Source organism: Streptomyces sp. NPDC044571, assembly GCF_040647115.1.
Classification (GTDB): Bacteria; Actinomycetota; Actinomycetes; order Streptomycetales; family Streptomycetaceae; genus Streptomyces.
Window position 1 is genome coordinate 52,229 of the sequence record NZ_JBEZBN010000021.1, and the last position, 13,878, is coordinate 66,106.

14 protein-coding genes are annotated in these 13,878 nt (G+C 72.3%); 7 read left to right on the plus strand and 7 right to left on the minus strand.

The features are described 5' to 3' along the window. The first annotated feature begins 62 nt into the window (after positions 1–62). Positions 63–1,124: an AI-2E family transporter gene (locus AB0B01_RS13970; RefSeq protein ID WP_361717267.1), complete on the plus strand. Its 1,062-nt coding sequence runs from the start codon at positions 63–65 to the stop codon at positions 1,122–1,124. A 245-nt stretch (positions 1,125–1,369) separates the two neighbouring features. Here AB0B01_RS13970 and AB0B01_RS13975 read toward each other — a convergent pair whose 3' ends face one another. Further along, a complete protein-coding gene (locus AB0B01_RS13975; protein WP_361717270.1) occupies positions 1,370–2,326 on the minus strand; it encodes a pirin family protein in 957 nt (318 codons plus the stop codon). Between the two features lie 161 nt (positions 2,327–2,487). Here AB0B01_RS13975 and AB0B01_RS13980 point away from each other — a divergent pair, with 161 nt between their 5' ends. Then, on the plus strand, positions 2,488–2,868 hold the full coding sequence (locus AB0B01_RS13980; RefSeq protein WP_361717273.1) for a hypothetical protein: 381 nt from the start codon (positions 2,488–2,490) through the stop codon (positions 2,866–2,868). Positions 2,869–3,031: 163 nt separating this feature from the next. On the opposite strand, the gene AB0B01_RS13985 is transcribed toward AB0B01_RS13980, so the two are convergent. Then, positions 3,032–3,496, minus strand: coding sequence for an SseB family protein (locus AB0B01_RS13985; RefSeq protein ID WP_361717276.1), 465 nt, complete (start codon positions 3,494–3,496; stop codon positions 3,032–3,034). A 206-nt stretch (positions 3,497–3,702) separates the two neighbouring features. Here AB0B01_RS13985 and AB0B01_RS13990 point away from each other — a divergent pair, with 206 nt between their 5' ends. The 4 genes from AB0B01_RS13990 (at position 3,703) to AB0B01_RS14005 (ending at position 8,930) form a co-directional block, all read left to right on the plus strand. Next, entirely contained in the window at positions 3,703–5,529 is a 1,827-nt protein-coding gene (locus tag AB0B01_RS13990; protein WP_361717279.1) for an acyl-CoA dehydrogenase, read from the plus strand. Between the two features lie 255 nt (positions 5,530–5,784). After that, positions 5,785–6,531 (plus strand): hypothetical protein, encoded by a 747-nt coding sequence (locus AB0B01_RS13995; RefSeq protein WP_356852122.1) that lies wholly within the window; start codon positions 5,785–5,787, stop codon positions 6,529–6,531. Positions 6,532–6,634: 103 nt separating this feature from the next. Then, entirely contained in the window at positions 6,635–7,927 is a 1,293-nt protein-coding gene (locus AB0B01_RS14000) for a M18 family aminopeptidase (protein WP_361717282.1), read from the plus strand. Positions 7,928–8,105: 178 nt separating this feature from the next. Beyond that, complete coding sequence (locus tag AB0B01_RS14005; protein WP_361717285.1) at positions 8,106–8,930, plus strand: hypothetical protein; 825 nt, start codon at positions 8,106–8,108, stop codon at positions 8,928–8,930. Positions 8,931–8,969: 39 nt separating this feature from the next. Here the strand turns inward: AB0B01_RS14005 and AB0B01_RS14010 are convergent, their stop codons facing one another. Next, on the minus strand, positions 8,970–10,799 hold the full coding sequence (locus AB0B01_RS14010) for an NHL domain-containing thioredoxin family protein (RefSeq protein WP_361717288.1): 1,830 nt from the start codon (positions 10,797–10,799) through the stop codon (positions 8,970–8,972). Between AB0B01_RS14010 and AB0B01_RS14015 the strand changes: the two genes are divergently transcribed. After that, a complete protein-coding gene (locus tag AB0B01_RS14015) occupies positions 10,798–11,109 on the plus strand; it encodes a Uma2 family endonuclease (RefSeq protein WP_361717291.1) in 312 nt (103 codons plus the stop codon). The genes AB0B01_RS14010 and AB0B01_RS14015 overlap by 2 nt on opposite strands. On the opposite strand, the gene AB0B01_RS14020 is transcribed toward AB0B01_RS14015, so the two are convergent. The 4 genes from AB0B01_RS14020 to AB0B01_RS14035 form a co-directional block, all read right to left on the minus strand. Continuing rightward, positions 11,106–11,633, minus strand: coding sequence for a DUF4240 domain-containing protein (locus AB0B01_RS14020; protein WP_361717293.1), 528 nt, complete (start codon positions 11,631–11,633; stop codon positions 11,106–11,108). The genes AB0B01_RS14015 and AB0B01_RS14020 overlap by 4 nt on opposite strands. A gap of 28 nt (positions 11,634–11,661) precedes the next feature. Beyond that, the gene (locus tag AB0B01_RS14025; protein ID WP_361717296.1) at positions 11,662–12,468 is read right to left on the minus strand and encodes a hypothetical protein; all 807 of its coding nucleotides are present in this window, start codon (positions 12,466–12,468) and stop codon (positions 11,662–11,664) included. Between the two features lie 81 nt (positions 12,469–12,549). Continuing rightward, entirely contained in the window at positions 12,550–12,876 is a 327-nt protein-coding gene (locus AB0B01_RS14030; RefSeq protein ID WP_361717299.1) for a hypothetical protein, read from the minus strand. A gap of 79 nt (positions 12,877–12,955) precedes the next feature. Continuing rightward, complete coding sequence (locus AB0B01_RS14035; protein WP_361717302.1) at positions 12,956–13,735, minus strand: carbon-nitrogen family hydrolase; 780 nt, start codon at positions 13,733–13,735, stop codon at positions 12,956–12,958. Positions 13,736–13,878: the final 143 nt, after the last annotated feature.

The following is a 13,878-nucleotide window of genomic DNA, read 5'->3' on the forward strand; positions in this document are numbered from 1 at the left end:
CCGGCGCCGCGGCGCCGCGCAGCGTACCGGGCGGGAAGGCGCCCCCGTGGTTGGATGACCGTGTGCTGAGCTCATCCCTCCTGCCCGAGCCGGTACGCCGCCTCGCCGCCTGGTGCGTCGTCGTGCTGCTCGTCACCGGTGTGCTCGCGATCGGCGTCTGGTTGTGCTACGTCTTCCGGACCGCCGTCACGCCCGTCCTGCTCGCCCTGCTCGGCACGGCCCTGCTCGGGCCGCTGTACCGCCGGCTGGTCCGGATGAAGGTGCACCGCTCGCTCGCCGCCGCCCTCACCTGCCTCGCCGTGCTGGCGGTGGCCGGCGGGGCCACGTACGTCGTCGTGCACGCCCTGCTCAGCACCGGTGACCAGATCGTCGACTCCCTCAAGCGCGCGGGCCGGGACCTCGCCGCCCACTTCGGCGCCGCCGGGACCTCCCTGGAGGACGTGGCCTCGCACGCCAAGGAGCTGCTGGGCAAGTTCGGCGCCACCGCCGCCTCGGGCGTGATCACCGGCCTCAGTGTCGTCGGGGAGGTGATCGCGACCGCCGTCCTCGCACTGCTGCTGATCTTCTTCTTCCTGCGCGACTCCCACCGCGCGGCGGGCGCGCTGCGCTCGCTGGCTCCTCGCGCGACCGGCGACACCGTCGTGGCCATCGCGCGCCGCGCCTTCGAGGCGGTCGAGGGATTCATGCGGGGAACCACCTTCATCGCCTTGATCGACGCCGTCTGCATCACCGTCGGCCTGCTGATCCTCCGGGTTCCCGGCGCGGTCGGGCTCGGCGCGCTGGTGTTCGTGGGCGCGTACATCCCGTACCTCGGCGCCTTCATCTCCGGGGCCGTCGCCGTACTGGTCGCCTTCGCCGACCGGGGCTGGGTCATCGGGCTGTGGGCGGTGGGCGTGGTGCTCGCCGTGCAGCTGCTGGAGGGGCACGTCCTCCAGCCGTTGATCCAGAGCCGGACGGTGCAGATGCACCCGGCGGTGGTCATGCTGGCCATCACGGCCGGGGCGAGCGTCGCCGGCATCCTCGGCATGCTGCTGGCCGTCCCCCTGACGGCGGCGGTCTTCGGCGTGGCCTCGGAACTCCGCGGCCGCCACGCCGGTGCCGGTGGGCCCGTGCCGGGGACATGAGTGCGGGTCGTGCCGCCGGGGCGTCTCACGTGGCGAACTCGCCCATCCAGGACCGCTTGACGAGGTGCTTGGGCAGGTGGTCGGACTCGACGCCGACCGCCACGGGACCGGGCCTCGTTGGCGGTCCCGACCCGCAGCGCACCGCTCTCCCGCAGCGGGGACAGGGGAGCCGCGCGCATGAAGCAGCCCCAGGTCGGCGACCTGGGGCTGGCTCACCGTGCGAGCCGCTGCAAGCGGGCAGTCGGTCAGCGGGGGGTGGTGGGGATGGTGCCCAGGCGGCCCGACTGGAAGTCGTCGAAGGCCTGCTGGAGTTCGTGGCGGGTGTTCATCACGAACGGGCCGTAGTGCGCCATCGGCTCGCGGATCGGGCGGCCGCCGAGCAGGACGACTTCCAAGTCCGGAGCGTTGGAGTCCTGGGACTCGTCCGCCCGCACCGTCAGGGATCCGCCTTCGCCGAAGACGGCCGTCTGGCCGGTGTGGAACGGTCGGCGGTCGGTGCCGACGCTGCCGCGGCCGGCCATGACGTAGGCGAGGGCGTTGAAGTCCTCCCGCCACGGCAGGGTCAGCTGCGCGCCCGGGGTGATCGTCGCGTGGATCATCGTGATCGGGGTGTGGGTGATGCCCGGGCCGGCGTGGCCGTCGAGTTCACCGGCGATCACGCGGAGCAGGGCGCCGCCGTCGGGGGTGGACAGCAGCTGGACCTGGCCGCGGCCGATGTCCTGGTAGCGCGGGGGCATCATCTTGTCGGAGGCCGGGAGGTTCACCCACAGCTGGAGGCCGTGGAAGAGCCCGCCGCTGACGACGAGGGACTCCGGCGGGGCCTCGATGTGCAGGAGGCCGGAGCCTGCGGTCATCCACTGGGTGTCACCGCCGTTGATGACTCCGCCGCCGCCGTTGCTGTCCTGGTGGACGAAGGTTCCGTCGATCAGGTACGTCACGGTCTCGAAGCCGCGGTGGGGGTGCCAGGGGGTGCCCTTCGGCTCGCCCGGCGCGTACTCCACCTCGCCCATCTGGTCCATCATGATGAACGGGTCGAGGTACTGGTAGTTGATCCCGGCGAACGCGCGGCGCACCGGGAATCCCTCGCCCTCGAAGCCGCCCGGGGCGGTCGTGACGGCCAGCACCTTGCGGGCGGCGGTCTCCGGGGTGGGCTCTGCGACGCGGGGGAGCGTCAACGGGTTCTCCACAGTCACTGCAGGCATGGTCGGAACCTCCTTCTGCGCCGAGTTTAGTTGAAACTCGAACTTTCTGCCACACCCGACAGAACAGCGCACCGCGCGCCGTCATTCCCGGGACAACCAGCGACCCCGAAACGCCGTCCTACCGGGGGCAGAGCACCCGAACGACCGCCTGGGGAGACGGCATGGCCAAGCGTTTCGGCACCTTCGTGAGGCTTCTGGGCAGAGCCGCGGGCGCCTCGGCGGCGCTCGTCGCGCTCGGGTGGGCGGCATGGCGGTGGGCGGCCACCGGGATGCCGATGACCCCACTGCCGGGTTCGCCGTGGCCGTACCTGGCCACGTGGGGCGCGCTGTGCCTGGCGGGCTGCCTGCTGCTGCGCTGGGCCACCGCCCGCGACGGGGCCGAGGGCACCGACTACGTCGTCGCCGTCCTCGCCTTCGCGGGCATCCGGCTCTCGCTCGCCCACCGGCCGGGGCTGACGCCGCTGTGGGCGTACGCGGCCGGGGCGCTGGCCGCCGGCGCGGCGGCGGCGGTGCTGTGGCGCCGCTCCCGCCGCACCGCCTGAGCCGGCCGCTCCCGCCGTACCGCCTGAGACCCCGGAACGCGCCGCACTCCTGAGACCCCGGAACACCGGAAAGCCCGCCCCGGCCGCACACGGCGGTCACAGGGCGGGCTCCGGGTTCCTGGGCGGGCCCTCCACCACCGGCGCGGCCACGCGCCTGCAGCGGCTAGCCGTACATGCGGCGCATGGCGAAGTCGACCATCTGCTCCACGGCCTTCGCGTCGAAGACCATGCGGTGGTCGCCCTCCATGTCGAGGACGAAGCCGTACCCGGTCGGCAGCAGGTCGATCACCTCCGCGCCGGTGATCACGAAGTACTTGGACTCCTTGCCCGCGTACCGGCGGAGCTCCTTGAGCGTGGTGAACATCGGGATCACCGGCTGCTGCGTGTTGTGCAGCGCCAGGAAGCCCGGGGTGTCGCCGCGCGGGCAGTACACCTTCGAGGTGGCGAAGATCTGCTGGAAGTCCTCGGCGGACAGCGACCCGGTCGTGAAGGCCCGCACCGCGTCGGCCAGCGACGGCGGCGAGGGCTCGGGGTACAGCGGCTGCTCTCCGTACCCGGCGCCGGGCATCTGCTGCTGCGGCGGGGCGTACTGCTGCTGGGCACCCGGGTTCTGGTCGTAGCCGTACATGGCGGTCAGCCTACCGAGGGCACGGAGCCGCCGGGCGCGCTCCAGGGGTTCTCCACGGTTCCGAGACCGAAGCTCGTGCGCGCGATTTGACACTGGTCACAGTCGTCACCGAAGGGTTGCCGTTATTACCCGCGGGTAGCATCATGTTGTTACCGATTGGTATGTACGAGGAATCTGTCTCCCCGAGCCTTAACGGAGCCGTCGCCATGGGGCACTACAAGTCGAATCTCCGCGACATCGAGTTCAACCTCTTCGAGGTGCTCGGCCGCGACAAGCTGTACGGCACCGGCCCGTTCGGCGAGATGGACACCGAGACCGCCAAGAGCGTGCTGTCCGAGATCGCCCGGCTCGCGGAGAACGAGCTGGCCGAGTCCTTCGCGGACGCCGACCGCAACCCGCCGGTCTTCGACCCGGCCACCAACACCGCGCCGGTCCCGGCCTCCTTCAAGAAGAGCTACCAGGCCTTCATGGACTCCGAGTACTGGCGCCTGGGCCTGCCCGAGGAGATCGGCGGCACCACCTCGCCGCGCTCCCTGATCTGGGCCTACGCGGAGCTGCTGCTCGGCTCCAACCCGGCCGTCTGGATGTACTCCTCGGGCCCGGCGTTCGCCGGCGTCCTCTTCGAGGAGGGCAACGAGGCGCAGAAGAAGATCGCCCAGATCGCGGTCGAGAAGCGCTGGGGCTCCACCATGGTCCTCACCGAGCCGGACGCCGGCTCGGACGTGGGCGCCGGCCGCACCAAGGCGGTCCAGCAGGAGGACGGCTCCTGGCACATCGAGGGCGTCAAGCGCTTCATCACGTCCGGTGAGCACGACATGGAGGAGAACATCCTTCACTACGTCCTCGCGCGCCCCGAGGGCCACGGCCCGGGCACCAAGGGCCTGTCCCTCTTCCTGGTCCCGAAGTTCCACTTCGACTGGGAGACCGGCGAGCTGGGCGAGCGCAACGGCGTCTACGCGACGAACGTCGAGCACAAGATGGGCCTCAAGGCGTCCAACACCTGCGAGATGACCTTCGGCGACCAGCACCCCGCCAAGGGGTGGCTGATCGGCGACAAGCACGACGGCATCCGCCAGATGTTCATGATCATCGAGTTCGCCCGCATGATGGTCGGCACGAAGGCCATCGCGACGCTCTCCACCGGCTACCTGAACGCGCTGGAGTACGCCAAGGAGCGCGTGCAGGGCCCGGACCTCGCGAACTTCATGGACAAGACCGCGCCCAAGGTCACCATCACGCACCACCCCGACGTGCGCCGCTCGCTGATGACGCAGAAGGCGTACGCCGAGGGCATGCGCGCCCTCGTCCTGTACACCGCGTCCGTCCAGGACGAGATCCAGCTCAAGCAGGCCGCGGGCGAGGACGCCTCCGCGCTGGTCGGCCTGAACGACCTGCTCCTGCCGATCGTGAAGGGCTACGGCTCGGAGAAGTCCTACGAGCAGCTCGCGCAGTCCCTGCAGACCTTCGGCGGCTCCGGCTACCTGCAGGAGTACCCGGTCGAGCAGTACATCCGGGACGCCAAGATCGACACCCTCTACGAGGGCACCACCGCGATCCAGGGCCAGGACTTCTTCTTCCGGAAGATCGTCCGCGACCAGGGCGCCTCGCTGAACGTCCTCTCCGAGACGATCAAGAAGTTCCTGGCCGAGGCCGTCGGCGGCGAGGAGCTGGCCGGTGCCCGCGACGCGCTCGCCAAGGCCGCCGTCGACCTGGAGGCCATCGTCGGCCAGATGATCGTCGACCTCACCGCCACCGGCGAGGACGTCAAGAACATCTACAAGGTCGGCCAGAACACCACCCGCCTGCTGATGGCCTCGGGCGACGTGGTCGTCGGATACCTGCTGCTCAAGGGCGCGGCCGTGGCCGCCGAGAAGCTGGCGGGCGCCTCCAGCAAGGACGTCCCCTTCTACCAGGGCAAGATCGCGGCGGCGAAGTTCTTCGCCGCGGAGGTCCTGCCGGGCGTCTCGGTCCAGCGCAGCCTGGCCGAGGCCGTCGACAACTCCCTGATGGAGCTCGACGAGGCCGCCTTCTAGCCTGCGGCGCTCGTTCCACATCTGTACGCGGTGTACGTACACGCAGCGGCCGGACCTCCGTGCGGGGGTCCGGCCGCTGCCGTTGCGGCGACCCTGCGGGCCCGGCCCGGGACGGGCGCGCCGCCGCAGCCGGGCGGGTCACACGGCCGATCACGCCGGCCGGGCAGGGGACGCGGCCGGGCCGGCCGCCCGGCCGTACGGGCCGCGCAACAGCCGGATTCCCGGGTTGTCGGTCGTCCGTGGGACGCTTTTCGCATGAGCCCACAGGAGCAGCACGGCAACAGCAGGGGGTACTCCGTCCCGACCGGGCGGCCGTACGCCCTCCGCGAGCTGCAAGCCGCCCTGGGCAGCCTCGGCGACCACCTGAGGGAGCTGTACGACGGCTCCCACCCCGCGGAGTACGAAGCCGTGGCCGACGCCCTCTACACCGCGTTCCAGACCGCCGCCGGGCTCGCCCCCGCCAAGAGCTACACCGGCTGCCCCGAGCACCCCAACGGCGCCCTCGACCCCGAGGCGCCCGACGGCTGGGGCCGCTGCCTGATCTGCAACGACCGGCGCCGGCTCGGCCTGCGCGCCCAGGGCGGCCGCGGCGCCCGCCCGGCCGCCGCCCCGCCGGCGGGGGAGCAGCGCCGGCTCGGCTATCCCGTACCGGACCCGCCGTACACCCTGCACGCCCTGCGCGCCCACCTGCGGACCGTGGAGGACCGCCGGTTCCACCTCGGCTTCTCCTCGCCCGCCGAGGACTTCGTCGCCATCGCGGACGATCTCCACCGCGCGTTCATCGTGGCCCGCGAACTGTCCCGGCCGCGCAACGCCTCGGGATGCTCCGAACATCCCGGCGCGCCGATCGACCCCGACGCTCCGCCCGGGGAGGCCTGTATCTTCTGCGCCGGACGCAAGAGACGCGCGCAGCGCTCCGCGACGACCCCGGAGATGCTCCCGCGCATCCGCCGGGGCGAGCGCAGGCAGCTGCAGCGCCGATTCGAGCGACCGCCGGGCTGAGACGCCGCCGGGAAAGCGGACCACACAGCCCGCACCACCGGGCGTATCGGCTATCCGCCGCAGTCCGGCCATGGCGAACACGACCGTCGTTAAGGTGAACCACATGAGCTCTCCCGCCCGCTTCGATCGCGGCCACACCGACGATCTGATGACCTTTTTGACGGCCAGTCCGTCGCCGTACCACGCCGTGGCCGAGGCGGCCGAGCGGCTGGAGAAGGCCGGGTTCAGGCAGTTGGCGGAAACGGACGCCTGGGACGCGGGCAGCGGGGGCCGGTTCGTGCTCCGCGGCGGCGCACTCGTCGCCTGGTTCGTCCCGGAAGGCGCGGTCGCGCACACCCCGTTCCGGATCATCGGCGCGCACACCGACTCCCCCAACCTGCGCGTCAAGCCGATGCCCGACACGGGCTCCCAGGGCTGGCGGCAGATCGCGGTCGAGATCTACGGCGGAACCCTGCTCAACACCTGGCTGGACCGGGACCTGGGCCTGGCGGGGCGGCTCACCCTGCGCGACGGCTCCGAGCGGCTGGTCAACGTGGACCGCGCGCTGCTGCGCGTCCCGCAGCTGGCCGTGCACCTGGACCGGTCGGTCAACAGCGACGGGCTCAAGCTCGACAAGCAGCGGCACATGCAGCCGATCTGGGGCCTGGGCGAGGTGCAGGAGGGCGACCTCATCGCCTTCCTGGAGGAGGAAGAGGGCCTGGAGCAGGGCTCGGTGGCCGGCTGGGACCTGATGGTCCACTCGATCGAGCCGCCCGCCTACCTGGGCCGCGACCAGGAGCTCGTCGCCGGGCCGCGGATGGACAACCTGATCTCGGTGCACGCGGGCGTCGCGGCGCTGGTCGCCGTCTCGACCGCCGAGCAGCTGGACCACATCCCCGTCCTGGCCGCCTTCGACCACGAGGAGAACGGCTCGCAGTCGGACACGGGGGCGGACGGACCGCTGCTGGGCAACGTGCTGGAACGTTCAGTCTTCGCCCGCGGGGGCTCGTTCGAGGACCGCGCGCGGGCCTTCGCGGGCACCATCTGCCTGTCCTCGGACACGGGCCACGCCGTCCACCCCAACTACGCGGAGCGGCACGACCCCTCGCACCACCCGCGCGCCAACGGCGGCCCGATCCTGAAGGTCAACGTCAACCAGCGGTACGCGACGGACGGCAGCGGGCGCGCGGTGTTCGCGGCGGCCTGCGAGCGGGCCGGCGTGCCGTGGCAGACGTTCGTCTCCAACAACTCGATGCCGTGCGGGACCACGATCGGCCCGATCACGGCCGCCCGCCACGGCATCCAGACGGTCGACATCGGGGTCGCGATCCTGTCGATGCACAGCGCCCGCGAGCTGTGCGGTGCGGACGACCCGTACCTGCTGGCGAACGCGCTGGCGGCCTTCCTGGAGGGCTGAGGGCCACCCGGCTCGCGGCTGACGGCCGGAGCCCGCCGGGGAGACCCGGCGGGCTCCGGCCGGGCGGGCGATCTCCGGCCGGTACTGCGGTGTGATGAACGGATCGTGACACTCCGTCATGGTCTGCTGGACTCTCGTCACGCATGGCAACCAGCGCCCGGTCGAGAAGGAGAGTCCCGTGCTCCGTACGCCCCCCACCGCAGGCGCGGACCGAGAGGTCCGCAGGCTCCGGCTCCCCGTCCGGCTCCGCATGCCGCGCATCGCCGCCTCCGGCGTGGTGGCCTTCCTCCTCGCCCTGCTCTCCTCGGCTCCGGCGCCGGCCTCCGCCACCGCCGAGCCGGCGCCTGCGTCCGCTGCCGCTGCCCCTGCGCAGGGCCCATCGGTACAGGGCCCGTCGGAGTCGATCACGCTGAAGGACCCGCGCATCGTCGCGCACTTCGACTTCGCCGCCGGGCAGACGCCCGAGAACATCGCCCTCGAACCCGACGGCTCCGCGAACCTGACCTTCTCCTTCGCGCGCCAGGTCGCCCGGGTCGATCCAAACGGGGACACCCGGATCATCGCCGAGCTGCCCGCCGTGGCGGACCCGCAGACGCCCCTCGTCGGCGCCGCCGTCGTCAGTGGCATCGTCCGCACCCACGACGGGACCCTCTACGTCGCCTACAACACCGGCACGGCCGAGACGGGCATCTACCGGATCACTGCGGACAGCACGGTCGCCAAGTTCGCCGCCCTGAACGCCGGCAGCGAGCTCGCCCTCGTACGCCGCGACGGCACCCACACCGTCCTGCTGACGGCGCAGGACGGGCTGTCCAACCCCACGTCGGTCGCGGTGCGCCACCACAAGGTGTACGTGCCCAGCGCCTCCTACACGGCCGAACGGCCCGACCCGAACCTGCTGATCGCCCGCATCACGGACGCCGAGAAGGACGGCAAGGACGGGCCGGGCCGCGGGGAGCACGAGGGCCGTGCGGACCACGAGGCCCGGGACGACCGCGGCTAGGCGGCCGGCCCCGGGCACCCGGTCAGGCGGTCAACCCGGTCAGGCGTCGAGCCCGGCGAGGACGAGCGGGAGCCTGGTGGCGCCGGCCGCGGTGACGGTCACCGGGACTCCCCAGTCCTGCTGGTGCACGTGGCAGGCCGGGTACTCGTTCTCCGGGTCGTCGTCGCAGGAGGCCGCCATCGCGGACACGTGCAGGACGCCCTCGGTGACGGCCGGGTTCAGCACCAGCTCCCGGAACAGGTCCGTCCCGGCCCCCTCCCCCGCCGCCAGCAGCTCCGGCGGGGTCGAGGAGACCAGCAGGCGCGTCGACGGCCCGTAGCGGGTGTCGAGCTTCTGGCCGCTCGGCGCCTGGAAGACCACGTCGAGGCGGAGCGTGCCCGGGGCGACCTCGGTGGCGGCGCGCTGCGTGCGGTGGGCGACCGCGTCCACCCGTACGGCCTCCTCGGGCAGCCGCAGCCGGGTCAGCCGGTGGCGGGCCGACTCGACCACGACGATGTCCTCGCCGACCAGGACGGCGTCGCTGGGCTCGCGCAGGTCGGTGGCGAGCGTGGAGACCTGGCCGGTCGCCGGGTCGTAGCGGCGCAGGGCGTGGTTGTACGTGTCGCACACCGCGACCGAGCCGTCGGGCAGCGCGGTCACCCCGAGCGGGTGCTGGAGCAGGGCCTGCCCGGCGTCGCCGTCCCGGTGTCCGAAGTCGAAGAGGCCGGTCCCCACGGCGGTCCGTACGGCGTACCCCTCGCCCTCGGGTTCCACGTACCGCAGGGCGCTGTTCTCGGAGTCGGCGAACCACAGCCGGTCCCCGGCCGCGGCCAGCCCGGACGGCTGCGCCAGCCAGGCCTCCGTGGCGGGCCCGTCGTGCAGCCCCTCGCTGGTGGTCCCGGCGGAGACGGCCACGGTGCCCGCCTCCGGGTCCCAGGTCCACAGCTGGTGCACGCCGGCCATGGCGATCCACACCTTGCCCTGCCACCAGGCCACGTCCCACGGCGAGGACAGGTCCACCTCCAGGGCCGGCCCGGCGGTCGGGGAGCCCTGCCACCACTGCCGGCCGGTCCCGGCGACGGTCTCGACGGCGCCGGTGGCGGGGTCGAAGGTCCGCAGCGCGTGGTTGACGGTGTCGGCGACGACGACCCGCCCGTCGGGCAGCAGCGTGAGCCCCTGCGGCTCGCTGAAGCCGTCCGGGCCGAAGCCGCGCTCGCCACTGCCGATGCGGCGCGCGACGTTCTCACCGTCCGCGGCGAGCTCCACCAGCTGGTGCCGCGTGGTGTCCGAGACGAGCAGGTTCCCGGACGGCAGCACAAGCGCCTTCCCGGGGAACCGCAGGTCGCCGGCGACCGGCTCGGGCGCCACGTAGGGCCCGTCGCCGCGCCGCAGGGTGCCCTTGGCCTCGTGCTCGGCCTCCAGCTCCTCGACCAGGCGCGCGATGGCGTGCGCGTGCCCCTCACCGGCGTGCTGCGCGACGACGTAGCCCTCGGGGTCGATCACCACCAGGGTCGGCCAGGCGCGCACGGCGTACTGCTTCCAGGTGGCCAGCTCGGGGTCGTCCAGGACGGGGTGGTGCACCTCGTACCGCTCGACGGCGTCGACGACGGCGGCGTGCTCGGCCTCGTGCACGAACTTCGGCGAGTGCACGCCGATGATCACCACGGTGTCGCGGTGCTTCTCCTCCAGCTCGCGCAGCTCGTCGAGGACGTGCAGGCAGTTCACGCAGCAGAAGGTCCAGAAGTCGAGGATGACCACGCGTCCCCGCAGGTCGGCGAGGGTCAGGTCCTTCCCGCCGGTGTTGAGCCAGCCGCCCTTGCCGATCAGCTCGGGGGCACGGAGACGGGCGCGTCGGGGCGCGGGGGTGGGCGCCGGGGCAGCATCGTTCATGCTTCAAGCTTGCCATCTCGCCCTCAACGGCCCGGCGGCTCCACCCGGACGGGTGATCGACCCCGCCGCCCTGATCGTCGAGGTGACGTCGGAGTCGAACGCCGAGACCGGCCGCGTCGTCAAGCGCAAGCGGTACGCGGAGTACGGCGCACCGCTGTACCTGCTCGTCGACCGGTTGGACAAGTCCGTCACGCTGTTCGCCGAGCCCGGGCGGCTCGGGTACGCCGAGGTCGACGGGCCGCACGCGTTCGGGACGCCGGTGCGGCTGCCCGAGCCGTTCGGGATCGACCTCGACACCAGCGGGCTCTAGGAAGCCGCGAAGAGGGCGCTCAGGCGAGGGAGGCGGGCTCCGGTTTCGGCGGTGTCGTCGAAGTCGAAGTCCCAGGCCGGGTCCAGGGGCGGGTAGCTGATCGTGAAGGAGTCCGCCGGGAGGGCGTGGCCCGTCGCGGACTCGTAGGCCGTCCAGGCGATGGACAGGGCGGCCTCGTCCCACAGTTCCAGGCCCTCCGCCGCGGCCTCGCGGACCGCCGGGTGGTCCGCGAGGGAGTCCGGGTCGGCCAGGGCACGGGTGAAGACCGCCTCGCCCTGCGTCAGGAGCCAGCCGCGGAAGTAGTCGAAGCCGTCGTCCGAACAGCCGCCGTTGATCACATAGGCCGCTGCCCAGAGGGGGCCGCGGTAGGACTCCGCCAGCAGGTCCCACAGCACCTGCTGGGCGGCGGCCATCTCGGCCGCCGGGAAGCGCGCCAGCAACTGGGCGGCGCGCGGGGCCACATGGTCCGGTCCGGCCTCCGCGCGGGCGGTCTCGATCAGCTTCCAGAACGTCTGCGTGTCCATGGGGGAAGCCTGGCATCCCCCTCTGACATCAGACGGTGAGGAAGGAGTGCAGGGATGCGGTGAGTGCGGTGACGAAGGCGTCCCGGGTCTGCGGGGGGACCAGGTCCAGGGAGAGGTACGGGTTCAGGTCCTCCAGCTCGACCAGGAGGAGCTCCCCCGACGGCGCCCGGCAGGCGTCCACGCGCTGGATGCCGTGGTCGAGGGTGTTCCACTCGATGAAGGTCCGCGCGAAGTCCAGGTCCGCCGGCGTCGCCTCGTACGGGCGCAGCTCCCAGCGGCGGGCCGGGTCCGGGGCGTACAGGGCGTACTGGAAGGCGTGGTCGACGAAGTAGAAGGACACCTCGTACGCGAAGTCGATCCGCGGCTGGATCAGGTTCTTTCCCGCCGGGCCGGTCGGGTGCGGGGTGAAGGTGAGGCCGATGGAGTCCGCGCCCTGCTTGGGTTTGACCGCGTACGCGGGGACGTCGGGCAGGAGGGGGAGCAGCGCCGGGTCGTCGATGGTGGGGATCACCGGGTAGCCGGCCTCGGTGAGGTCCAGGAGGTACTGCTTGCCCGCCATGTCGCCGCGGCCGCCGAGGGGGTTGTAGACGCGGGTCCCGGCGGCGAGCGCCGCCGCGCGGAAGGAGTCGTACGCCTCCTGGTAGTGCAGGACCGGTCCGCTGTTGCGGATGACGACGGCGTCGAAGCCCAAGGGTATGAGGGCCTCGGCGTCCCGCGGATGGCACAGGGCCAGGTCGAAGGACTCGCGCAGCCGGGCGGTGAGGAGGACGTCCTCGTCGCCGTAGCGGCGGCCGCGCGCCGGGTACGCCAGGTCGGTCACGTAGAGGAGGGGCATGGCCGCAACCTATCGCGGGCCCGGCCTGCGGCTCCGGGCGGCGGCTCCGGCCGACGGAGAGGGAGCGGTCCCCTGGGCCGGTCAGCGGGGGCCACGGTGCCGGCTGCGCGCGGTGAGCTGGCCCTGGACGTAGGCGTCGGTGTCCGGGGTGTAGGGGCCGCCGTGGTCGAGGGTCAGGTCGGTGACGCGCTGCCATTCGGCGATGGCGGCGCGGACGGACGCATCGGCCTGCGACCAGTCGCCGACGGCCTCCAGGGCCTTCTCCAGCGCGGCCGCCGCCTGGTGGTGCGTCATGCCGGTGGCCTCGGCCCGGACCCGGTCCCGGGCCGCGATCTCACCGGGGGCGGGCTCGTGCGGCTCCAGAGCCGCCTCGATTCCGGCCTCGGCTTCCTCGGTCTGCTCGGACACGACCCCGTCCCCCCTGCTCGGCTGCCCGTTCCTGTTCCCGCCGCGGTGTACCCGCTGCGGCGGTTTCGAAACCGTACGCTCAGCGCCCGAGCCGGCGGTCCTTCAGCGCCGGGAACTGCTCACGGGTCTGGGCGACCTTCGCCGGGTCGAGGTCCACGGTGAGGACGTCCTCGCCGGGTCCGGCCTCGGCCAGCACCTCGCCCCACGGGTCGACGACCAGGCTGTGGCCGGCCTGTTCGACGCCGGCGTGCGTGCCGGCCAGCCCGCACGCGAGGACGTACGCCTGGTCCTCGACGGCGCGCGCCCGGTTCAGCAGGGTCCAGTGGGACCTGCGGCGGGCCGGCCAGCCGGCCGCCACGACCATCGTGGTGGCCCCGGCGTCGACGAGGCCGCGGAACAGCTCGGGGAAGCGCAGGTCGTAGCAGGTGGCGACGCCGAGGGTCTGCTCCGGCAGGGCGACGGTGGTCAGGGTGTCCCCGGCGGACATCAGCACGGCCTCGCCCTGGTCGAAACCGAAGCGGTGGATCTTGCGGTAGGTGGCGGCCAGCTCGCCCGCCGGGGAGAGGACGAGGGTGGTGTTGTAGAGGGATCCGTCGCCCGCGCGCTCCACGACCGAGCCGGCGTGCAGCCAGACCCCGGCGTCGCGGGCCGCCTTGGACATGACCTCGTAGGTGGGACCGTCGAGCGGTTCCGCCTCGGTCTCGAAGAGTTCGTAGGCGAAGGCGCCCACCGTCCACAGTTCGGGCAGGACGACGAGGTCCGAACCGGCCTGGTCCCGGACGAGATCGGCCGCCCGGGACCGCCGGGCGGCCACCGACTCGCCGTCGTGGACCGCGATTTGGATCAGAGAGGCGCGCACACTACCACCGTCCTGGCGTTCAAGCCCTCGACTCGGGCCTACGATCGTCACACGAAAGCACTGCCGGGGTGCTCACCGGCAGCGTAGTTTTGGAACCAGTCCACACGCTTCCGAAAAAACGCGCCACGCGCCACTGAACAGCA